The organism is Flavobacterium sp. 2, from assembly GCF_049949195.1.
GTDB lineage: Bacteria > Bacteroidota > Bacteroidia > Flavobacteriales > Flavobacteriaceae > Flavobacterium.
Window position 1 is genome coordinate 5034033 of the sequence record NZ_CP188206.1, and the last position, 23110, is coordinate 5057142.

At 34.9% G+C, this 23110-nt stretch carries 15 protein-coding genes; 12 read left to right on the plus strand and 3 right to left on the minus strand.

Going from position 1 to position 23110, the window contains the following annotated elements:
* The first annotated feature begins 145 nt into the window (after positions 1–145).
* The 3 genes from ACNFIH_RS21800 to ACNFIH_RS21810 all read left to right on the plus strand — a co-directional run bounded on the left by ACNFIH_RS21800 (position 146) and on the right by ACNFIH_RS21810 (position 7969).
* The gene (locus ACNFIH_RS21800; protein ID WP_426484773.1) at positions 146–3550 is read left to right on the plus strand and encodes a DUF4450 domain-containing protein; all 3405 of its coding nucleotides are present in this window, start codon (positions 146–148) and stop codon (positions 3548–3550) included.
* A gap of 227 nt (positions 3551–3777) precedes the next feature.
* Positions 3778–5904 (plus strand): hypothetical protein, encoded by a 2127-nt coding sequence (locus ACNFIH_RS21805; protein ID WP_426484774.1) that lies wholly within the window; start codon positions 3778–3780, stop codon positions 5902–5904.
* Between the two features lie 217 nt (positions 5905–6121).
* Positions 6122–7969, plus strand: coding sequence for a rhamnogalacturonan lyase (locus tag ACNFIH_RS21810; RefSeq protein ID WP_426484775.1), 1848 nt, complete (start codon positions 6122–6124; stop codon positions 7967–7969).
* 263 nt (positions 7970–8232) lie between these two features.
* Here ACNFIH_RS21810 and ACNFIH_RS21815 read toward each other — a convergent pair whose 3' ends face one another.
* The gene (locus ACNFIH_RS21815) at positions 8233–9273 is read right to left on the minus strand and encodes a GntR family transcriptional regulator (RefSeq protein WP_155102371.1); all 1041 of its coding nucleotides are present in this window, start codon (positions 9271–9273) and stop codon (positions 8233–8235) included.
* 386 nt (positions 9274–9659) lie between these two features.
* On the opposite strand from ACNFIH_RS21815, the gene rhaT reads away from it, so the two are divergent.
* The 9 genes from rhaT (at position 9660) to ACNFIH_RS21860 (ending at position 20817) form a co-directional block, all read left to right on the plus strand.
* Positions 9660–10730: an L-rhamnose/proton symporter RhaT gene (gene rhaT, locus ACNFIH_RS21820; RefSeq protein WP_426484776.1), complete on the plus strand. Its 1071-nt coding sequence runs from the start codon at positions 9660–9662 to the stop codon at positions 10728–10730.
* A 26-nt stretch (positions 10731–10756) separates the two neighbouring features.
* Entirely contained in the window at positions 10757–12898 is a 2142-nt protein-coding gene (locus ACNFIH_RS21825; RefSeq protein ID WP_426484777.1) for a bifunctional aldolase/short-chain dehydrogenase, read from the plus strand.
* 180 nt (positions 12899–13078) lie between these two features.
* Positions 13079–14353, plus strand: a complete 1275-nt coding sequence (locus ACNFIH_RS21830; protein WP_426484778.1) for a TIM barrel protein — start codon at positions 13079–13081, stop codon at positions 14351–14353.
* A gap of 97 nt (positions 14354–14450) precedes the next feature.
* Positions 14451–15812, plus strand: coding sequence for an FGGY-family carbohydrate kinase (locus ACNFIH_RS21835; RefSeq protein ID WP_426484779.1), 1362 nt, complete (start codon positions 14451–14453; stop codon positions 15810–15812).
* Between the two features lie 123 nt (positions 15813–15935).
* Positions 15936–16673: a (Fe-S)-binding protein gene (locus ACNFIH_RS21840; RefSeq protein WP_426484780.1), complete on the plus strand. Its 738-nt coding sequence runs from the start codon at positions 15936–15938 to the stop codon at positions 16671–16673.
* 128 nt (positions 16674–16801) lie between these two features.
* Entirely contained in the window at positions 16802–18172 is a 1371-nt protein-coding gene (locus tag ACNFIH_RS21845) for a glycoside hydrolase family 28 protein (protein ID WP_426484781.1), read from the plus strand.
* Between the two features lie 39 nt (positions 18173–18211).
* Positions 18212–19615 carry a lactate utilization protein B gene (locus tag ACNFIH_RS21850; RefSeq protein ID WP_426484782.1) on the plus strand — a complete coding sequence of 468 codons (1404 nt, stop codon included), beginning with the start codon at positions 18212–18214 and terminating at the stop codon, positions 19613–19615.
* Positions 19605–20192 (plus strand): LutC/YkgG family protein, encoded by a 588-nt coding sequence (locus ACNFIH_RS21855; RefSeq protein ID WP_426484783.1) that lies wholly within the window; start codon positions 19605–19607, stop codon positions 20190–20192. The genes ACNFIH_RS21850 and ACNFIH_RS21855 overlap by 11 nt, the downstream gene beginning before the upstream one ends.
* A gap of 181 nt (positions 20193–20373) precedes the next feature.
* Positions 20374–20817: a hypothetical protein gene (locus ACNFIH_RS21860; protein ID WP_426484784.1), complete on the plus strand. Its 444-nt coding sequence runs from the start codon at positions 20374–20376 to the stop codon at positions 20815–20817.
* 391 nt (positions 20818–21208) lie between these two features.
* Here ACNFIH_RS21860 and ACNFIH_RS21865 read toward each other — a convergent pair whose 3' ends face one another.
* Positions 21209–22423, minus strand: coding sequence for an MFS transporter (locus tag ACNFIH_RS21865; protein ID WP_426484785.1), 1215 nt, complete (start codon positions 22421–22423; stop codon positions 21209–21211).
* A 94-nt stretch (positions 22424–22517) separates the two neighbouring features.
* On the minus strand, positions 22518–23099 hold the full coding sequence (locus ACNFIH_RS21870; RefSeq protein ID WP_426484786.1) for a TetR/AcrR family transcriptional regulator: 582 nt from the start codon (positions 23097–23099) through the stop codon (positions 22518–22520).
* Between the last annotated feature and the right edge of the window lie 11 nt (positions 23100–23110).

Here is a 23110-nt window from a genome sequence, read left to right on the forward strand (position 1 = left end):
CTTTTTATATTTCGTAAATCAGGAAGGTACAGGATAGTATACCACAAAAAAACAAAGAAATTGCATCATAATTATTGAATTGATAAAAAAAGTCTATTTTAATTTTATTTAATTCTTATTTAGATTTTGCCATTTTTACTACTTTATGAAAACAAAAAAATATTCTTTTACAACGCTTTTAAGTTTGCTTTTTTTATTTCCTGTCTTGACTTTTGGACAAAATAAAGAAGTGCGTAAACTGCATTATGCGCCAGAAGAAAATAGTTTTGTTTTAAAAAACGGAACTCGAAAATTCAATCGTGCTTTATACGGTTCGAATACCGGATTTCGAGTTGAAACTGGAGATTTGCCAGAATTTGCAATGTACATGCCGGGAATGGGAGGAAATTTTAAACTCGGAATTGCAAACGGAAAAGAAAGCAAATGGATTACCGAAGCTTCTAAAATTGATACAAGATACGTTTTGGGTACAATGCATTATACAATTGAAGATGCAATTTTAGGAAAAGGAAAATTATTTGTCGATGTTGTCGCTTTAAAAGAAAAAGAAGGTTTTATTGTAAAAGTTTATGGGAATTCAGTTTCTAAAAACATTAATATTATCTGGGCTTTTGGTGGCGCAACGGGAAAGAAATTCAGCCGTGACGGCGACATTGGCGCTGATCCCGAATCCGTATTTTATTTACAGCCTGATTATTGTCTTGGCAATAAATATACTTTTCAAAAAGAGTCTTTTTTACTCGAATATGGTTCTGAAAGCAACAAACAAAAAACCGGAAATAATAAAAGTTTAACTGGTTTTTTCCCAGAATCGAAAGTGCTTTTGGCGAATGCAAAAAATCAAAATTCGCCTTTAGAATTGTATAATTCAAGTGTAGAAAATTTGCCGGTTATTTCAGGAAAAACAAACAGTATTTCTGAAAAAGCAATGTATTGGCTTTTTTCTCCAGAAGAAATAAAAACGGCCGTTTCTCAAAAAGAAATGGCACAGCTTTATGAGAAATCAGTTCAAGAAACGCAGGTTTTAGCGAATAGAGTAAAAGTCAAAACTCCCAATCCTTATATTAATAATTTAGGTTTCGCTCTTTCAATTGCTTCTGACGGAATTTGGGAAAACCCAGCATATCTACATGGTGCAATCGCATGGAGAATGTACTTGAACGCATGGCGTGGCGCTTATACCGCAGATCCTTTAGGATGGCACGACAGAGCAAAAACACATTTTACAAGTTACAGCAATTCGCAGGTAACATCGCCTGAAAACGGTCCGATTGTTTTTGATGAAGAAAGAAATCTGGCACGTCAAAAAGAAGAAATAGGAACTTCAATGTTCAGTAGTGGTTACATTTCCCGAAATCCAAATAAAAATACAGTTGCGCATCATTATGATATGAATTTGGTTTTTATAGATCAAATGCTTCGTCATTTTAAATGGACGGGTGATATTGCTTTTTTGAAGGAAATGTGGCCTACAATTGAAAGACATTTGAATTGGGAAAAAAGAAACTTTGATCCTGACAACGACGGACTTTACGACGCTTACGCTACAATTTGGGCAAGCGATGCTTTGCAATACAGCGGTGGCGCCGTAATTCATTCTTCAGCATATAATTATTATGCGAATAAAACGGTCGCTGAACTGGCAAGAAAAATTCAAAAAGATCCAACTCCTTACGAAAAGGAAGCAGAGAAAATTTTAAAAGCTTCAAATGAACAGCTTTGGCTTTCTAAAAAAGGAATTTTTGCCGAATATAAAGATGCTTTAGGAAACCGATTATTGCATGATTCGCCGGGAATTTGGAGCATTTATCACACGATAGATTCAGAATTGTCAAATCCTTTTGAGAGTTACCAAATGCTGAATTATGTAAATAATCAGATTCCGCATATTCCAGTTACAGCTGAGGGATTGGATAAAAAAGACCTTTATGTAATTAGTACAACAAATTGGCAACCGTATACTTGGTCAATCAATAATGTGGCTTTGGCCGAGCAATTGCATACTTCGTTGGCTTTTTGGCAAGGCGGGCAATCGGAAAAAGCATTTAAAATGTGGGAAAGTGTTTTGATCGAAAGTTTATATTTAGGCGCTTCACCAGGCGGTTTTGAACAGCTTTTGTACCAAGATAAAATGCGTGGCGAATTGTATCGTGATTTTGCAGACCCAATCGGAATGGCATCTCGAACTTTGGTCGAAGGACTTTTTGGAATCAAACCTGATGCAGTTGCGGAAGTTTTGACTATTCAGCCCGGTTTTCCTAAAGAATGGAACGAAGCTTTTTTAGAAGTTCCTGATATTTCGATTGCTTTCAACAGAAAAAATAGACAAGACAATTATCAGATCGAAAATCATTTTGCACCAAAAATGAATTTGAAATTAATTCTGAATGCCTATTTCGATGGAATTGAAAACATTACAGTAAACGGAAAAAGTGTTTCGTGGAAAGCGATTCCGGAAAGCATTGGAAATCCTAAAATTAGTATTGAAGTTCCTTATAATAAAGTTTATGAAATCGTAATTAATTGGAAAGCAGGAACTTTGACAACGATGATTACTAAAGATTCATATAATTCTGGCGATGCTTTAAATATTCTTATTGGAAAAGGAGAAATTATTTCAGTTTATGATCCGCAAGCTATTTTGGGCGAAATTGTAAAATCAGAAAGAACTTTTCAATCGACTGTAAACGGCGAAGGAAATAAAACATTTTTTATACAATTAAAACAAGGTGATTTTTCTTGGTGGAAACCAATTGAATTTACTTTAAAAGCCAAAAAAGTACCAGAGGAAGTTACAAACTGGGATGTTCCGTTGGAGAAATCACAGCGTGCCGAAACCATTTCGCTTTCTTCTTATTTCAATGCAAAAGTTACGGACATTTTTACAAATGAATATTTATCTCCAAGACCGCAGACAGTGACTTTACAGCTTCCAAAACAAGGAATTGGAAATTGGTGTTATCCAAATATTTCGGTAAAAATTGATGACAAAGGTTTGCGCGAAAAAGCCAAACAAACTGGCGAAATCAAAACGTCAAACGGAATTCCGTTCAAAACACCTTCGGAAGAAAATCAGAAAAATATAATCTTTACTTCGATGTGGGATAATTATCCGAAAAGTGTTGATATTCCGCTTGGCGGAAAAGCTTCACATGCTTATTTTATGCTTGCCGGAAGTACAAACCCAATGCAAAGCCGAATCACAAACGGAGAAATTACAGTTAATTACAGCGACGGAACTTCTGAAATTTTAGCATTGAAAAACCCAGAAAACTGGTGGCCAATTGAACAGGATTATTTTATAGACGGCCTTGCTTTTACAACTGATGCTCCAAAACCGCCAAGAGTGTATTTAAAAACCGGAGAAATTTCGAGAGATTTTAAAGATTTCACAGTGATAAAAGGATTTACAAATTATGGCGTTGACGGTGGAGCAGGAACAATTTTGGATTTGTCATTGGATAAAAATAAAACATTAAAAAGTTTGACACTTAAAACAATTGCCAATGATGTGGTGATTGGTTTGATGAGTGTTACTTTAATTAGATAATGTGTCAATTTGATGATTAGATAATTGTTAAATGTAAAATGAGAAAAATTAAATGTGAAAGACTATTTCATTTTTTATAACATACTATTGTCATCCCGAGGAACGAGGGATCACACTCGAAACTCCGCAAAGAAAGTCACCAATCTTTGTCGAGCTGCTAGTGTGATTTCTCCTTCGTCGAAATGACAAAACTATGTGAGTTTAAGCGATCAAAAAATAACCAAAACATGAAAAAATATCAATTAATTACTTTATTTCTGTTTGCGATTTCGGTGTCAGCGCAACAGAAAATCGATCGAAAAGCATTAGTAAATCGTCATAATGTTCAAATAACGAGTATCGATACTTTAGCTTCTTTGACTGTTGGAAACGGTGCTTTTGCCTTTACTGTCGATGCAACGGGATTGCAGACTTTTCCGAAAACCTATCAAAACGGAATTCCATTAGGAACTGAGTCAGAGTGGGGATGGGACAGTTATAAAAACACAGAGAATTTTAAGTTTTCTGAGACTTTAAAAGACTACCAACAATACGGAAGAAATATTTCGTATACGGTTCAGATCAAAGAGCCTAAAAGGAAAGTCGATGCGATAAATTGGTTCAGACAGAATCCGCATTTAGTGCAATTGGGAAATTTAGGTTTTGAAATTTTGAAGAAAGACGGAAGTCAGGCAAAACCATCAGATATTAAATCAATTTCTCAAAAACTGAATTTATGGACGGGTGAAATTGAAAGTTATTTTGAAGTTGAAGGAACTTCGGTAACGGTTTTAACAGCTTCGCATCAAGAAAAAGATGCAATTGGCGTAAAAGTAAAATCAGATTTATTACAGCAAAAACGCTTAAAAATCAGTTTGAGAATTCCATTTCCAACTGGAGATTGGGCAGATTTCGGAACCAAATATGAAGGAACACAAAATTATACAAGCACATTAAAACAAAAATCAAAAACAGAAGCTGTTGTAACACATGTAATGGACAGTATTTCATACAACGTTGATTTAACTTGGAAAGGAAATGCGCAAATTAAAAAAGCTGGAAATCATTATTTTGTGGTTGAAGCTTCAAATACAAATACGTTAGAATTGAGTTGTCTTTTTGCTTTGGCAGATAATAAAATTCAAAATTCATCTTTTGCAGAAATAGAAAACAGTAGTGTAAAAGGTTGGGAAAATTTCTGGAAAAGTGGCGCAGCAGTTGATTTTTCTGGAAGTACAGATCCACGTGCGAATGAGTTGGAACGAAGAGTAATTCTTTCGCAATATTTGACAAAAGTACAATGTACAGGAAAAGTACCGCCTCAAGAAACCGGATTGACGTATAACAGCTGGTATGGAAAACCGCATTTAGAAATGCACTGGTGGCATGGTGTTCATTTTGCACTTTGGAATAGATCAGAATTATTAGAAAAAAGCCTTCCGTGGTATCAAAAAGTTTTTGATAAAGCAAAAAATATTGCCAAAAGACAAGGATTTGAAGGTGCAAGATGGCAAAAAATGACTGATCCTGATGGAAATGAAAGTCCGTCATCTGTAGGTTCATTTCTGATTTGGCAACAACCACATTTTATTACATATGCGGAATTGATTTATCGCGCAAAACCAACAGCTATAGTCTTGAAAAAATACAGCGAGCGTGTTTTTGCAACCGCTGATTTTATGGCTTCGTTTGCAAATTATGATGCTAAAAACGATCGTTATGTTTTAGGCCCGGGCGTCATTCCGGCGCAAGAACGCTTTAAGGCGATGGAAACTTTTAATCCAACTTATGAATTGGCTTATTGGAACTGGGCTTTGAAAACGGCAATTTCATGGAAGCATGGGTTAAACCAGAAAGTACCTGAAAAATGGGAAACCGTTTTGGCTAAATTATCAAAACTTCCAGTTTCTGGTGACGTTTATTTGGCTACAGAAAGCGCAACAGATTCGTATACTAATCCAGAATTCAAAACCGATCATCCATCGGTTTTAGGAACTTTCGGAATGCTTCCTGAAACTTCTTTATTGGATAAAAAAATCATGAAAAATACGTTTGACTTGGTTTGGAAAACTTGGTCTTGGGATAAAACTTGGGGTTGGGATTTCCCAATGACGGCAATGTCTGCTGCACGATTAAATATGCCAGAAAAAGCTATTGATGCCTTGTTTATGAATGTGACCACAAATACCTATTTAAAAAACGGACATAATTATCAGGCCGAAAGATTAACGTTATATCTGCCAGGAAATGGTGGATTGTTGACTGCTGTTGCCATGATGTGCGCAGGCTGGGACGGAACAACAGAAGAAAATCCGGGTTTCCCAAAAGACGGAACTTGGAAAGTACAAAGCGAAGGATTTATGAAGATGTTTTGATTTTTTTAGAGGTTCTGAGATGCTAAGGTTCTAAGTTGCTAAGGTTTTTAGCCTAGTTTGTCATTCCGAGGAACGAGGAATCTCCGTAAGAAACTCCATAGAGTAAATCATCAATCTTTGTCGAGCTACTCACGGAGATTCCTCGTTCCTCGGAATGACAAGAACACTTAATACAAATCTGGATGAAAATTTACAATCAAAATAAAAATAACCAATTATGAAAAAAATAATTCTATTAACTATATCACTTTTATCGGTTTCCATTTTTGCACAAAGGCAAATGGAAAACCTTGATCGTGGTGTTATTGCCATAAAAGACAAAAGTCAGTTTTTTATAGGCTGGCGCGTTTTAGGAACCGATCCTGATAATCTTGCTTTTAATTTATACCGAAAAAGCGGTACTAAAAAAGCAGTTAAATTAAATGACAAACCAATTTCGGGAGCGACAAATTTTCTTGACACAAAAGCAAATGCTCAGGAAGAAAATACTTGGTTTGTAAAAACAGTTTTGAAAGGAAAAGAATCAGATGCAAAAGGAAGTTTTACGATTCCGGCTTCAAGTTCTGATAAAGATTATTTGTCAATTTCGTTAAAACAAATTGAAGGATATACGGCAAATGATCTTTCGGTTGGTGATTTAGACGGTGACGGAAAATACGATTTAATCGTGCATATGACAGGAAAAGCGCATGACAATTCGCATACAGGAATTACAGATCCGCCTATATTTCAGGCTTATACTTTGGATGGGAAATTTTTATGGCAGATTAATTTAGGAAAAAACATTCGCGAAGGCGCGCATTACACACAGTTTATGGTGTATGATTTGGATGGCGATGGAATTGCAGAATTGGTTTGCAAAACTGCCGACGGAACAACCGATAGTCAGAATAATGTTGTTGGCGATGCTTCAAAAGATTGGGTTGACCGTGATCCGAATTCGGGAACTTATGGGAAAATTTTGAAAGGACCAGAATATCTTTCTGTTTTTGATGGAAAAACCGGAAAGCTGGTTACAACGGTTGATTATATTGCCGAAAGAGGTGATCTTGCCGGTTGGGGCGGACATGGAGGAAGCGGAGGAAATGATACAAAAGGTAATAGAATTGATCGTTTTACGGCTTGTGTTGCTTATTTAGATGGCGTTCATCCGAGTGTAGTGATGTGTCGTGGCTATTACGGAAGAACGGTTTTAGCTGCTTGGGATTTTAAAAACGGCAAACTGACTTCGAGATGGGTTTTTGACAGCAAAGATTCCGAAAATCCGTATTCTGGAATGGGAAATCATAATCTTACCGTTGCTGATGTGGATAATGATGGAAAAGATGAAATAATCTACGGATCAATGTGTGTTGATGATAACGGAAAAGGTTTATATACAACGGGTTTCAGACACGGAGATGCTATTCATGTTTCTGATTTAGATCTTGATCTTCCAGGATTGGAAGTCTTTGGAATTCATGAAATTGAAAACGGTACGACAGGTCCGGGAGTTACAATTTTTGCCGCAAAAGACGGAAAAGTTTTATTTACAGGTTCTATAAATGAAGATGTTGGAAGAGGCGTTGCAGATAATATTGATCCAGAGTTGAAAGGCGCTCAATTTTGGTATTCAGGCTCTCCTGATTTATACGATATGAAAGGAAAAGTGGTTGGAAAAGCACCAAACTCAATTAACTTTTTAATTTATTGGGATGGCGATACTTCAAGAGAATTATTGGATTCTAATCATATTGACAAATACAATAAAGGAAGATTGTTTACCGCAACAGGAGCAGTTTCAAATAACGGCACAAAATCGACTCCGGCGCTTTCTGCAGATATTCTAGGTGATTGGCGTGAAGAACTGATTTTAAGATCAGAAGACAATAAAGAATTGAGGATTTATTCAACCACAATTCCAACGAATGTAAGACAATATACTTTAATGCACGATCCGCAATATAGATTGAGTATTGCTTGGCAAAATGTAGGATATAATCAGCCTCCGCATACGAGTTTTTATATGGGTAAAGACATGAAACCAGCGCCAAAACCGAATATTTCTTTGGTAGTTAAGAGATAGGTTTCTTTTAGGTGCTAAGATTCTAAGATGCTAAGGTTCTAAGGTTTTTTTACAAGAGGTTTTATTGTAGAGACGCACAGCAGTGCGTCTTTCGTATTTTATGAACGTATGATTTGTCATTTCGAGGAACGAGAAATCACACTAGAAACTCTACAAAGACTGGCGAAAATCTGTGTCGATAAACGAGTGTGATTTCTCGTTCCTCGAAATGACAAACGATGCTAAAAAAACTTAGAACCTTAGCATCTTAGAACCTTAGCCCCTTAGATCGAATTCCTATCAATAAAATTAAAAGGCACTTTCACTTCTCCTTTTTCTTTATTTAAAATCATTCGGGCGGCTGTTTCGCCCATTACGTTGAAATCGGTTGACATAACGGTGATGCCTAATAATTCTTTTAAAGGCGTGTCGTTGTATGAGATTACGCCAATTTCTTTTCCTAAGATATATTCTTCATCGCGAATCTGTTTCATTAAATTCACTAAATCCGATTCTTCGATGGTAATAAACAAATCGCCTTTTTTCAGAATCATATCATCATAAACTTCACTCAGAATCTCAAAATTGATTTCGTGTTCCACACAAAATTTTCTGAATCCATGTAAAATTCTTCTCGGATAAGGATAAACCGCTTTTTCAGGATAAACCAAAATAAGCCTTTTGTATTTGGTGATTTTCGATAAACCTTCTTTTAGCGCATTATAAATATCATTCTCAAAATCCTGATAAATTTTGATGATTTCACCTTCCATTCCGAGTTTGATATTGTCCATAATGACCAATTTCTCTTTCGGAATGCGTTCGATCGCTTTTACAACTTCATCAGTAAAACTCAAATGTTTCAATTCATCAGTTTTAAAGTGCGTTGTAATGACATAATAATCATAAGCGCCTTCAAATTTGTCAAGAAGATTCAAAAATAAAGTTTCATCACAATGATAAATATGAAGATCAGTATGCGCGTTTGCACCAACAGTATTGATAAAAGAACTGTAGGTTTTCATTTTATACGCACTCAATTTATTGAACAGAAAAAGCACATTTACCTTTGATTCCAGTTTTGTTCGGGTAATATAATAGCCTTTTCCTCTGATAGAAGAAATGATTTTTCGCTCTTTTAATATGTTATAGGCCTTTTCGACAGTATCGCGAGACATATAAAACTCCTCACTGAAACTGTTAATAGAAGGTATTTTTTGATTTATTTTTAGATTTCCGTTGGCAATATTCTGTAAAATTGAATCTACAATCTGCTTGTATTTTGGAACCCTTGAATCTTCATCAATTTTAATAAGTTTAATCATTTTGCAGGTATTGAAAATTATGCTGAAAAATTTACGAGCATAATTCTGAATTAAAATTTGGATATAAGCTTTACTTAAAAATCCGATAAAGTGCTGTAATTGCTACTTTTCTCACAAAGAGAAAGAATTAAATAAGGCTAATTTTATGTTTTTGGAGATTTTCATAATTATTACAAATTGATGATATAATAATTACGAAATCGATTGCTAAAATAGAAATTTTAAATTTATTTTTCTACTTAAAAACCATTCTTCTTCGCAATATTCTTTGGTTTTAACATAATTCCTAAAATCATAAAGGATAGTACAGGACAGTTTTCTTTTTTACATTCTCTTATTTTACAAAACCAGATTAACTATCAATAACCACAAACTAAAATTATTAAATGGAATCATTACTCGGTATTATTTTTCACTCCATTGGAGGTTTCTCTTCGGGCAGTTTTTATATGCCATTCAAGAAAGTAAAAAATTGGGCATGGGAAAGCTATTGGCTTATTGGAGGTTTTTTCTCTTGGCTTATTGTGCCACCGGTTGCTGCTTATTTGACTATTCCAAATTTTACTGAAATTATTGCGAATGCTGCTCCACAAGTTAAAGCATTGGCATTTACAATGGGATTGATTTGGGGAGTAGGAGGACTTACTTATGGCCTTGGTGTTCGCTATTTAGGAATGTCATTAGGAAACTCAATTACTTTAGGTTTCTGTTCTGCTTTTGGCGCTTTGATTCCACCAATTTACTATAATTTCAATGCAGTAGAAGGCAAAGAATCAATCAGTGATATGTTTGCGAATTCAGGCGGACAAATGGTTTTGGCCGGAGTATTAATATGTATTATCGGTATCGCAATTTTAGGAAAGGCAGGAATGCTGAAAGAAAAGGATTTTGCAACAGGCCATGAAGATAAAGACAAAGATTTTAGTCTGGTAAAAGGACTTATTATTGCTATAGTATCAGGTATTTTAAGTTCGTTTTTTAACTTCGGAATTGAAGCTGCAAAACCAATGGCTAATGTTGCCAATGAGGCTTGGAAATTAGCAAATCCTAATCAAGGCGAATTTTTGTTCCAGAATAATGTAAGTTATATCATTATACTTTGGGGCGGATTAACGACCAATTTTATTTGGTGTTTATACCTTAATTTCAAAAACAAAACTTTTTCAGATTATACAAATACAAAAACGCCAATTGCTAAAAACGTCTTGTTTTCTGCAATTGCCGGAACAATGTGGTTTTTGCAGTTTTTCTTTTATGGTATGGGGGAAAGCAAATTAGGAAATGGCGCAAGTTCTTGGATTTTGCACATGTCGACCATCATTTTGACAGCCAATTTCTGGGGATTCTATCTGAAAGAATGGACAGGAGTTTCTAAAAAAACAATGAGAACTTTTGCGTGGGGAATTGGTGTAATCATGCTTTCGATTGTTTTAGTCGGAATCGGAAATTCATTATAAAAATCAACTAAAATCAAATCAACCAAATGTCGAATATAAATACAACTAATATGAATTTTAAGCACGTAAGCTATCTTTGGGATGACGCTAAAGCAAAAGAACTAGCTGGTGATGAAGTAGCGCTTTTTATTTATCGCTCTAACTTACTTGGAGCCGATTTAAGATTGACAAACTACGGAGGTGGAAACACGTCGGTAAAAATTACAGATAAAGATCCATTAACAGGCGAAAGCTCTGAAGTAATGTGGATTAAAGGTTCTGGTGGAGATATCGGAACATTGACAAAATCAGGATGTGCGGCACTTTATTTAGACAGATTGCGCAATCTTGAAAATGTCTACAGAGGAATTGAGTTTGAAGATGAAATGGTAGAATTATTCAACCACTGTATTTTTGATTTAGCTTCAAAAGCGCCTTCAATTGATACGCCTTTGCACGGTTTCTTGCCTTTCAAACACATCGATCACTTGCATCCAGATGCTGCAATTGCAATCGCTGCTGCAAAAGACGGAAAACAAATTACTGAAGAATTATTTGATGGCGAAATTGGCTGGGTTGGTTGGCAACGTCCTGGTTTTGACCTTGGACTTCAGTTAAGAAGCTGTTTGGAAGAAGCTGAGAAAAAAGGAAAAAAACTTCGCGGCATCATGTTAGGTTCTCATGGTTTATTTACTTGGGGAGACACTGCATACGAAAGTTATATTAATACGCTGGAAGTAATCGAAAAATGCGCTGAATACTTAGAAAGCAATTACGGAAAAAAACGCCCAGTTTTTGGAGGTAAAAAAATCGAAAGTCTTTCAGAAGCGGATCGTAAATTAAAAGCAGCAAAAGTAGCTCCAATTTTAAGAGGTTTCTGTTCATCAGAGCGCCAAATGATTGGACATTATACAGATGATGCAAGAGTTTTGGAATTCATTAATTCTAATGATCTTTCAAAATTAGCGCCACTTGGAACTTCTTGTCCGGATCACTTTTTAAGAACTAAAATTAGTCCGCTTGTTTTAGCATTAGATCCAAACGAAGATTTGTCTGATGTTGATGCAATTAAAGCAAAATTAACGCCAGCATTTGAAGCGTATCGTGCAATGTACAAAGACTATTACAATGCATGCAAAAAATCAAATTCACCAGCAATGCGTGACCCAAATCCGGTTGTGATTTTATATCCAGGAGTTGGTATGTTCACTTTTGCAAAAGATAAAACAATGGCGCGTTTGGCGTCAGAATATTATATTAATGCTGTAAACGTAATGAAAGGCGCTGAAGCAGTTTCAGAATATACTTCATTACCGCACCAAGAAGCATTTGATATCGAATATTGGTTATTGGAAGAAGCTAAATTACAGCGTATGCCGAAACCAAAAGCATTGTCAGGAAGAGTAGCTGTTATTACAGGTTCTGCTGGCGGAATTGGTAAAGCTATCGCGAAGAAATTTGCTCAGGAAGGTGCTTGTGTGGTAATCAATGATATTAATGAAGAGCGTTTAGAATCGGCTACAGCGGAGTTTGTGAAATTGTTTGGTAAAGATGCTGTTTCAAGTACTTTATTAAATGTTACAGATCCTAATAGTACTGAAAAAGCATTCGATGAGGCTTCTTTGGCTTTTGGAGGTGCAGATATTGTAGTAAATAATGCAGGAATCAGTATTTCTAAATCTATTGCTGAACATACTTTAGAAGAGTGGGACAGATTATATGATATTTTGGTAAAAGGACAATTTATTGTTTCTAAAGCTGGAATCGAAGTAATGCGCAAACAAGGTTTTGGTGGAGATATCGTAAATATTGTTTCTAAAAATGCAGTGGTAGCGGGTCCAAATAATCCTGGATACGGTTCTGCAAAAGCAGCTCAAGCACATTTAACACGTTTGATGGCGGCTGAACTTGGAGCTGATAAAATTCGTGTAAACACAGTAAATCCTGATGCGGTAATTTCAGATTCAAATATTTGGTCTGGCGGATGGGCAGAAGGACGCGCAAAAGCATACGGAATCACGGTTGAAGAATTGCCGGCTTACTATGCAAAACGTACATTATTAAATGAAATTATATTGCCAGATGATATCGCAAATGCGTGTTTTGCTTTCGTTGGCGGTTTATTAGGTAAATCTACAGGAAACGCTCTAAACGTTGATGGCGGTGTCGGAATGGGCTTTTACAGATAGATTGTTTAGTTTTTTTAAGTTTAAAACAAAGGTGGTTTTTTGTAATCTAACGTTCGGAAATTTTCGAGCGTTAGATTTTTTTAAAATTTAAAGATAAAAAAACGCAATAAAATAATTAAGATTAACCAAGAGCGCAATCGATATAATGTGTTACATTGTGCGCTATTAAAATAAAATGCTATGTTAATTGAATCAAACAATATTGCATCTCATAACGAGGGATTGCTGAAAAAACATCAAAATAAATTTGCTTTTACAGCATCAGAAATAGAAAATGCAGAATCGATTATTCAAAAATTAATTGATTTTCAAATCGCAATTCCGTCTTGGGCTTTAGGAACCGGAGGAACAAGATTTGGACGTTTTGCAGGTGGAGGAGAACCTCGTTCTTTAGAAGAAAAAATTGAAGATGTAGGTTTGCTTCATAAATTAAACAATGCTTCGGGCGCGATTTCGCTTCATATTCCGTGGGATATTCCAACAGATTATAATGCAATCAAAACGTTAGCAGCACAGCACGGATTAAAGTTTGATGCCATGAACTCGAACACTTTTCAAGATCAGGCAAGTGCAGAACATACGTACAGATATGGTTCATTGCAAAACGTAAACAAAGCAGTTCGCAAACAAGCAATTGCTCACAATATCGAAGTTATTAAACATGGAATTGAATTAGGATCTGATTCATTAACAGTTTGGTTGGCTGACGGATCTAACTTTCCGGGACAATTAAACTTTCGTAAAGCTTACCAAAATACATTAGAAAGTTTAGAGGAAATCTACGATGCATTACCTTCAAACTGGAAATTATTCTTAGAATACAAATGTGCTGAACCCAACTTTTACTCTACAACTGTTGCTGATTGGGGACAATCGTATTCATACGTTCAAAAATTAGGTGATAAAGCAAAAACACTAGTTGATTTAGGTCATCATTTGCCAAATGCAAACATTGAGCAAATTGTTTCTATTTTGCTTATGGACAATAAATTAGGAGGTTTCCACTTTAACGATTCAAAATACGGAGATGACGATTTAACTGCTGGAGCTTTAAAACCTTACCAGTTATTTTTGATTTTCAATGAATTAGTTGAAGGAATGGATGCAAGAGGAATGAACCACGCCAAAGATTTAGGCTGGATGATTGATGCTTCTCACAATATCAAAGATCCTTTAGAAGATTTATTGCAATCTGTAGAAGCGATTATGATTGCGTATGCACAAGCACTTTCAGTTGACAGAAAAGCTTTAGAGCAGGCTCAGGCAGAAAATGACGTAGTAAAAGCACAAGAAATCCTTCAAAATGCGTTCCGTACAGATGTTCGTGCGTTAGTTGCTGAGGCTCGTCTACGTTCTGGAGCTGCTTTAAATCCAGTTGAATTATATCGTTCTCTTGCCGTTAGAAGCAATTTGATTGGCGAAAGAGGATTAAAAACAATGGCAACGGGATTGTAATAATTATGAGTTATGAATTATGAGTTATTAGTTTAAAAAACAAAAAGACTTAGACAATAATTCATAATTCATAACTCAAAACTCATAACTAAAAAAAATGAATGTAGTTGCAATTTTTGATATTGGTAAAACAAACAAAAAGGTTTTTTTATTTGATGAAAATTATAAGATTGTTTGGGAAAAATCAGTAAATCTTGATGAAACCACAGATGAAGATGGTTTTCCTTGTGAAGATATTGATGTTCTGAAAAACTGGATACTCGATCGATTATCAGAAATAAAAGAGCTGACCAGCTATGTTTTAAAAGCAATCAATTTTAGTACATATGGCGCTAGTTTTGTGTACATTGACGAAAACGGAAAAGTTTTAACTCCTCTGTATAATTATTTAAAAGATTATCCAGAGGAATTAAAAAAAGGGTTTTACAATAAATATAAAGGTGAAGAGAAATTTGCTGTCAAAACGGCTTCTCCGGTTTTAGGAAGCTTGAATTCTGGAATGCAGATTTACAGACTTAAAAAAGAAAAACCAGAGCTTTTTGAAAAAGTCAAATTCTGCCTTCATTTACCGCAATATTTGAGTTTTCTATTGACAAATGAGGCTTTCGCCGATATTACAAGCATTGGCTGTCATACGAATCTTTGGAATTTTAAAAAGATGAAGTATCACAAATGGCTTGAGAACGAAGGCATTTCAGATAAAATTCCGCCTTTGCATTACGGAAAAGATGTTTTGAAAAAAGAAAATGATCTCGCAATTGGAGTTGGTCTTCATGACAGTTCATCGGCAATAATTCCTTATACGATTAATTTTACAGAGCCTTTTGTTTTATTATCGACAGGAACTTGGAGTATTTCGCTGAATCCTTTCAATAATAAACCGTTGACTTTTGATGAATTGCAGCAGGATTGTTTGTGCTATATGCAATACACTGAAAAACCAGTAAAAGCAGCGCGATTATTTTCGGGCAACGAACATGAAGTCCAAGCTAAAAGACTTGCCGCTCATTTTAATGTTCCGTTTGACAGTTTCAAAGATGTTTATTTTAATAAAAAGATTGTAGCGACTTTGCGATCGCTTAATTTTCAGATTATTTATCCAAAGAAATACGATTTTGATATTCTGAAAGAATGTCCGTTTCAAACAAGAGATCTTTCTTTGTTTAAGGACTATGAAACGGCTTATCATCAATTGATGCTGGATTTGGTTGAACAACAAGTTTTTTCGACTAACTTAGTGATACACAATAGTCCGGTTAAGAAGATTTTTGTTGATGGAGGTTTCAGCAAGAATTCTATTTTTATGAATCTTCTAGCAGAAGCATATCCAGATATTGAGGTTTATGCGGCATCGATGGCGCAGGCGAGTGCATTAGGTGCAGCGCTAGCAATCCATGAAAACTGGAACCCAAAACCAATTCAAAATGATTTAATCGATTTGAAGTTTTATAAGCATTAGAATTTATGGCCACAGATTAAAGACTTAATAAAGATTTTTGTTTCTCGCAGATTTGGCAGATTGTGCAGAAAAAAAATCTGTTTAATCTGCTAAATCTGCGGGCTAAAAACAAAATAATAAAAAATGAAAATCGGACTTTTTATACCGTGTTATGTCGATCAGTTTTACCCAAAAGTTGGAATAGCAACCTATGAGCTTTTGCAAAAATTAGGCTGTGATGTTCATTTTCCGATGGGCCAAACTTGTTGTGGCCAGCCAATGGCAAACAGCGGTTACGAACATTTAACGAAAGGCTGTAACGCAAATTTTATCGCGAGTTTTGCAGGATTTGATTACATTGTTTGCCCTTCCGGAAGCTGTGTTTTACACGTAAAAGATCATTTGCACGATGAAAAATTAGAAGTTGTAGCTTCAGAAATGCGCAAAAAAGTTTTTGAACTGACTGAGTTTATTACCGATATTCTGAAAATTGATCACATACAAGGAAACTTTCCATACAAAGTTGGAATGCATCAAAGTTGTCACGGTCAGCGTGGTTTAAAGCTTTCGCAAATGACCGAATTAAACGCACCATTTTTCTCAAAACCAGAACAATTGCTTCATAACATAAAAGGCCTGGATTTAGTTTCTTTATCCAGAAAAGACGAATGCTGTGGTTTTGGCGGAACTTTCTGTGTTACAGAAGAAGCCGTTTCTGTAAAAATGGGACAAGACCGAATCAAGGATCATGAAAATCATAATGTAGATTATATTACAGGCGGCGATATGTCGTGTTTGATGCATTTAGAAGGAATTTTGAAAAGACAAAACAGCCGAGTAAAAACCATTCATATTGCCGAAATATTAAATACTATGGCATAAAAATATAGACCACGGATTTTACGGATTAAACCGATTTTCGCTGGTTTAATTTTATCAGTTGATTAAAAAAAAATCTGTGCAAACCGGTTTAATCCGCAAAATCTGTGTGCCATTATAAAAACATTACCATGAAAAAAATATCAATTTGTTTCATCCTGTTTCTTTCAATCCTCTTTTTATCATTTAAAAAAGATCCGTCTTCTGTGACGCAAACAGAAGTTGTGGTAAAAGCACCTTTTGAAATGCCGGCAATTAAGATTCCGAATTTCAGCAAATGCAAGGAATATTCGATAGTTGATTTTGGAGCTGTTAAAGGAGATAAAAACAAAACTTCTGAAGCGATTTCAAAAGCGATTTCAAAAGCCAATAAAGCAGGAGGAGGAATTGTGGTAATTCCCGAAGGCGAATGGCTGACTAAGAAAATTCATTTTAAAAGCAATGTAAATCTGCATTTGAATAAAGGTGCCGTTTTGCTTTTTTCCGAAGATCCAAAAGATTATCTGCCTGCAGTTCGTTCCACTTGGGAAGGTTATGAATGCTATAATTATTCACCACTGATTTATGCCTACCAATGTAAAAATATTGCCATTACCGGCGAAGGTGAATTAAAAGCTAAAATGGATGTTTGGACCAAATGGTTTGCGCGTCCAAAAGCACATATGGAAAGTCTAAAAAGATTATACTATTTGGCTTCTTATAAAAAACCTGTGGAAGAAAGACAAATGGTAAATGATACGGCAAATTTGCGTCCGCATTTTATTCAGTTTAATCGTTGCCAAAATGTTTTAATGGATGGCATTAAGATAACGAATAGTCCATTTTGGACGATTCATCCGTTTTTATCAAAAGATGTAGTAATTAGAAATCTTCAAGTATATGCGCACGGACATAACAACGATGGTGTTGATCCCGAGATGTCTCAAAATGTATTGATCGAAAATTGTGTTTTTGACCAAGGAGATGACGCAATCGCGATTAAATCGGGATGTGGTATCGATGCTTGGAATCTAAATACGCCTTCAAAAAATATTGTAATGCGCAATTGTACCGTGAAAAACGGTCATCAGTTAGTAGCAATTGGAAGTGAACTTTCGGGCGGCATCGAAAATGTTTTTATTGATAATTGCACTGTAGTGGACGGCGCAAAACTAAATCATCTTTTGTACATTAAAACCAATGAAAGAAGAGGCGGTTTTGTAAACAATATTTATATGACGAACATCACATCGGGTAAAATTGACGCTGGAATTCTAGGTATAGAAACCGATGTTTTATATCAATGGCGTGATTTAGTTCCAACAATTGAACGACGTTTGACGCCAATAAAAAATGTTCATCTAGAAAATATTAAAGCAACCAATGTGAAGTTTATTTCGAGAATTCAAGCTCAGAAAGAACTTCCGGTAGAAAATATTTTTCTGACGAATGTAACTGCTGATAATGTTCAGGGAGAGAAATCAATTCATGAAAACGTAGTGAATTTTGTCAGTAAAAATTAAATAGTAAAACCAATCTCGTTATAATAAACTTTTTAAAAGATGTCTTCAAAAAAGATAATAGAACACAGTGAAGCAGCGGCACGTTTTAACAAAGATGTGGAGCGCGTAAACTGGCATGATGAAACGCTTTGGTTTGTCCGTGAAAAGCGTGATAAATCGGCGCATCAAATTCAGGATTGGGAATTACTGCGTGAAACAGCTTCTAAAATCAAGAATAATGTCCTTTCTAATATTCATGATTATTTAATTGAATTTGAAGCAAATGCACAAAAAAACGGAATAAAAGTGCATTGGGCCGCCGATGCAAAAGAACATAACGAAATTGTGCATTCTATTTTGGTAAAACACGATGTAAAGCAAATGGTGAAATCAAAATCAATGCTTACAGAAGAATGCCATTTGAATGAATATTTAGCTGAAAATGGTGTTGAAGTTATCGATTCCGATTTAGGAGAATATATTGTACAGCTTCGAAAAGAACCGCCGAGTCATATTGTTTTGCCGGCAATTCACCTTAAAAAAGAAGATGTGAGTGAAACTTTTCATGAGCATTTAGGTACAGAAAAAGGAAACTTTGATCCGCAATATTTAACTGAATCAGCGCGACAACAGCTTCGGGATACGTTTTTAACCCGAAAAGCAGCTTTAACCGGAGTTAATTTCGCTATTGCAGAAACAGGAGAAATTGTGGTTTGTACAAATGAAGGAAATGCTGATATGGGCGCACATTTAGCCGATGTTCACATTGCCTGCATGGGTTTTGAAAAATTGATTCCGAAAAGAGAACATTTAGGCGTTTTCTTGAGATTATTAGCAAGAAGTGCCACAGGACAACCCATTACCACTTTTTCAAGTCATTTTAAAAAGCCAAGAGACGGCAAGGAAATTCATATTGTAATTGTCGATAACGGCCGTAGCACGCAATTAGGAAGAGAAGATTTTAGAAATTCATTAAAATGCATTCGCTGCGGAGCGTGTATGAATACGTGTCCAGTGTACAGAAGAAGCGGTGGACATAGTTATCATAATGCGGTTGCGGGACCAATTGGCTCTATTTTAGCACCAAATCTCGACATGAGTAAAAATGCCGATTTGCCTTTTGCTAGTACGCTTTGCGGTTCATGTACCAATGTTTGTCCGGTAAAAATTGATATTCATGATCAGCTTTATAAATGGCGTCAGGTTTTGGTTAAAGAAGGGCATACGCCAACTTCAAAAACCATTGCAATGAAAACAATGGCGACAGTATTGGCGAATCCTACGGTTTTTAATATCGCTGGAAAATCGGGCCGATTTGTAATGAAAAATGCTCCAGGCTTAGTTAACAACAAAATGAACAAATGGTACGATCAGCGCGAAATGCCTGCCGTTCCGGAAGAATCATTCAGAGAGTGGTACAAGAAAAATTCAAGAGAAGCAAAAGAGAAAAACAATGAGCAGTAAAGCCGATATATTAAATAAAATAAAACAGAATCAGCCCGATTCTGTAACCGCTTTGCCAGATTTAAAAGTTTTAGGTTCTGAACAATTCGATGTTTTAGAAACCTATAAAACGGTGCTGAAAAACATTGGAGGAAACACTGTTGAAGTTTCAAATTATGAAGATATAATTTCATATATCAAAGAGCATTATAATATTGAAAAACGTATTGTTACAACACTTTCTGAGCTTTCAGAAATTGCATCTTTAGACTGGACAAATGACGATCCGCATTCGCTTAAAGATGTTGAATTGACTGTTATAAAAACACATTTTGGTGTGGCCGAAAACAGCGCGCTTTGGGTAACGGATGATATTTTAGGACAACGTGTTTCGCCTTTTATAGCGCAGTATCTGGCTATTATTGTAAATAAAGAAAACATATATCCAACAATGCATCAGGCATATGAAAAAATAGGAAATCAGGAATACGGTTTCGGAACTTTTATCGCCGGACCTTCAAAAACGGCTGATATTGAACAGTCTTTAGTTTTAGGTGCGCATGGCGCGAGAAGTTTGATTGTTTTTTTATTGGGGTAAAATTTTAGCTTCAAAATATACTAAACTGTGTAAAGGTCTTTTTGGCTTTTATGCAGTTTTTTTGTTTATTTGATTTAGAATTTTCTCTGAAACTTGTCTTGTGCACGAGCGAGACGCTCGCGCCAGCTGGGGTTATTCAAGGAGGAATTTCGGGATATAAAACAGTAACAAAACAATAAAAATGATTTATAAATTAAGTTTATCAGTGATATTACTAAATCTTTTATTAATCGGCATAGCATTCAATTGTTTATTTTATTTTTCAGCTAAAAATTTTAATTATGTAGTTTATTTTATTTCTTTTATTATTATTGTTGGATTAGAAGTTTTAGTATTTTTCTTAAAACCATTTTTATACAAAATAGTTATACTTGAAAATTCAATCTGTTTCTATTATAGAAAATTTTTAATAAGTAGTTATGTTGAAAAATTTAAGCACGAAGAACTTAGTTTCTCATATAAAATTGAAAAAGGAGCAAGAGGAAGTGAAGCTGAAGAATTGAGATTTTACATCAATGGAAAGAAAATAACAGGAATAGGAGGGATTTTTGATGGTTGGAAGCAAGAAACTTTAGATAATATAATTGAAGAATTTGAAAACTTAAATATAAATGAAATAGAATAAATGAAAATAAAAAATAAAATATTGATTCTAGTAATTGGTTCTGTAATTGGCATATTCTATTCACTTTACCTGCTCTATAGCAAAAAGGGATACTTAAATACAAGTGATTATATAGCTTTTAGTATTACCTCTTTATTTGTAATAGGATTGGATTATTATTTTATTAACAAATGGAAAAAAGAAGAGATAGAGTAAAAATTCAAAAAATAAATTTAAAAGCCATTCCATAACGGAGTGGCTTTACTTTTTATAGAATAAGTATGTTTCGTGAATTCGTATTTAATTGTCAATATTCCTAGTTGCCAAAGGTTGTAGAATTATTTTTAAATCTAATTCGTGAATTCGTGGCGATTTTTTTTAGAACAATCCATTTAAATTGAAATGAAGATTGTTATTTTTTAATCACTTCAACAGCCAAGCTTTTTGCTCTGTATTTATTAAAAGTTATAAAAATAATAGTTACAATTACAAGCAGAGCGAAATCTGCAACGCCTAATAATAATTGCGTTTTTACTTTAAATAAATTGGCAAATCCGTAGCTGAATATTGAACTGATCATGTACATTACACCGCCTGTAAGTCCGCTTGCGATTCCGGCATTTTTTGAGAAACGGCTTAGACAATAGCCATAAATAATATTGAAAATAAATCCGCCTGCAATATGAATTCCGATAATAAAACCAATTAAAGTATAAAGACTGCTTCCGAAAGAAGAGGTGAAAATCATCAGTAAAACCAAAGTAATCTGAACCCCAAATGCAATACTTACTTTTTGTGCCAAAGGTTTTTTAATCATCGATTTTGCAATAATACCGCCCGTCATTAATGAAAAACCAGAAAGCAAAGAACTATATCCCGTAGTAATCGCCGAATATCCTAAAACACGTTCAATAATAAACGGACTAGATAAACTGTAAACGACAACCATTCCAAACGAAATTCCGATAATAACCAAACCTAAAGTAAAATCAGCCGTTTGAAGCATTCCTTTGTACGTTTGCGCAATCAATTTTAATTTAAATGGATGATAATGTTTTAATGATTCTCCACTGTAAATAAGTTCCAAAATCAGAAAAACCAAAGATAATCCGCCAAGGAAATAAAAGTTAGATCTCCATCCAAAACTGTTTTGCAGATAACCACCTAAAAAAGGCGCCATAATAGGAGCACAGGCCCAAATGATGGAAAACATACTAATGTAGCTTTTTAGTTTCTCGCCGGTAAATAAGTCAACAAAGTAAGCGCGTTTTCCTACTACGATAAGCGCAATCGTAATTCCCTGAATAATTCGCATGGCATAAATGACATAAATATTGGGAACTAATGCAATCACAAAACTGGTAATTGAAAACAAAGCGAGTGAAGCTAAACTGATTTTATAACGCCCAAAACTATCTAAAATACTTCCAATAAAAAATTGGCTTATACCAACACTAAACATAAATAAAACCAGCGAAAGCTGTACCGCCGAAGCCGAAACATGTAAATCATTTGCCATTGCAGGCAAAGAAGGTAAATAAATATCTGTAGCAAAGCCAGATAGTGGAATCAATGCCAAGGCTAGTATAGTACTAAATCCCTTGTGGTTTTCTTGTAAAATTCTCATTTTGTTATTTTTTAATTGTTTTTGTTGTGTTTCAATTGAAACTTATATAATTTGAATTAGACCGAACGGTCTAAAAAATAATAAAAAAAATATGTTATCGAACATATCTTTTAAATTCCTCTTTTATGCTTTCTAAAACGATTAGCATTTGTGTGTGATCACCGCTTATTTTTTCGCATAAAATGGCACCTTCAATCATGGCAAAAGTTTTAATGCTAAACTGTTGCGAATTAATTTCTGCCTGCAATTCATTATTGTTTATTCCGTCTTCAACTATGGTATAAAATCTTTTTTGAGCTGACTGAATTGCTTTTTTTACATATTCTTTCACCGTTGGATTCGTGTCATCTGCATCAACTCCGAAGTTTAAAATTGGACAACCATCAACCATTGTTTCGTCATTTGCATATACATCCAGTAAATTGAAAAGCTTTTCTTGTGCCGTTTTGCCTTTTGAAACTGCAGTATCTAATTTGTTTGCCAGTTGCGCTCTCAAATAAATAAATGATTCGATGCAAATTTCTTCCTTGCTTTCAAAGTTGCCATAAATACCGCCTTTTGCAAGCTTTGTAGCTTCCATAATATCAGTGATTGAAGTGCCCGCCATGCCTTTTTTATTGATAATTGGCGCCGATGCTTCTATGATAAATTGTCTGGTTCTTTCTGCTTTGCTCATGATAATCTCAT

Bases quoted from the DNA above. Each gene is read 5' to 3' on its own strand.
- ACNFIH_RS21800 (WP_426484773.1), top strand. From the start codon at position 146: ATGAAAACAAAAAAATATTCTTTTACAACGCTTTTAAGTTTGCTTTTT.
- ACNFIH_RS21865 (WP_426484785.1), bottom strand. From the start codon at position 22,423: ATGAGAATTTTACAAGAAAACCACAAGGGATTTAGTACTATACTAGCC.
- ACNFIH_RS21870 (WP_426484786.1), bottom strand. From the start codon at position 23,099: ATGAGCAAAGCAGAAAGAACCAGACAATTTATCATAGAAGCATCGGCG.
- ACNFIH_RS21840 (WP_426484780.1), top strand. From the start codon at position 15,936: ATGAAAATCGGACTTTTTATACCGTGTTATGTCGATCAGTTTTACCCA.
- ACNFIH_RS21835 (WP_426484779.1), top strand. From the start codon at position 14,451: ATGAATGTAGTTGCAATTTTTGATATTGGTAAAACAAACAAAAAGGTT.
- rhaT (WP_426484776.1), top strand. From the start codon at position 9,660: ATGGAATCATTACTCGGTATTATTTTTCACTCCATTGGAGGTTTCTCT.
- ACNFIH_RS21810 (WP_426484775.1), top strand. From the start codon at position 6,122: ATGAAAAAAATAATTCTATTAACTATATCACTTTTATCGGTTTCCATT.
- ACNFIH_RS21805 (WP_426484774.1), top strand. From the start codon at position 3,778: ATGAAAAAATATCAATTAATTACTTTATTTCTGTTTGCGATTTCGGTG.
- ACNFIH_RS21860 (WP_426484784.1), top strand. From the start codon at position 20,374: ATGATTTATAAATTAAGTTTATCAGTGATATTACTAAATCTTTTATTA.
- ACNFIH_RS21855 (WP_426484783.1), top strand. From the start codon at position 19,605: ATGAGCAGTAAAGCCGATATATTAAATAAAATAAAACAGAATCAGCCC.
- ACNFIH_RS21845 (WP_426484781.1), top strand. From the start codon at position 16,802: ATGAAAAAAATATCAATTTGTTTCATCCTGTTTCTTTCAATCCTCTTT.
- ACNFIH_RS21850 (WP_426484782.1), top strand. From the start codon at position 18,212: ATGTCTTCAAAAAAGATAATAGAACACAGTGAAGCAGCGGCACGTTTT.
- ACNFIH_RS21815 (WP_155102371.1), bottom strand. From the start codon at position 9,273: ATGATTAAACTTATTAAAATTGATGAAGATTCAAGGGTTCCAAAATAC.
- ACNFIH_RS21830 (WP_426484778.1), top strand. From the start codon at position 13,079: ATGTTAATTGAATCAAACAATATTGCATCTCATAACGAGGGATTGCTG.
- ACNFIH_RS21825 (WP_426484777.1), top strand. From the start codon at position 10,757: ATGTCGAATATAAATACAACTAATATGAATTTTAAGCACGTAAGCTAT.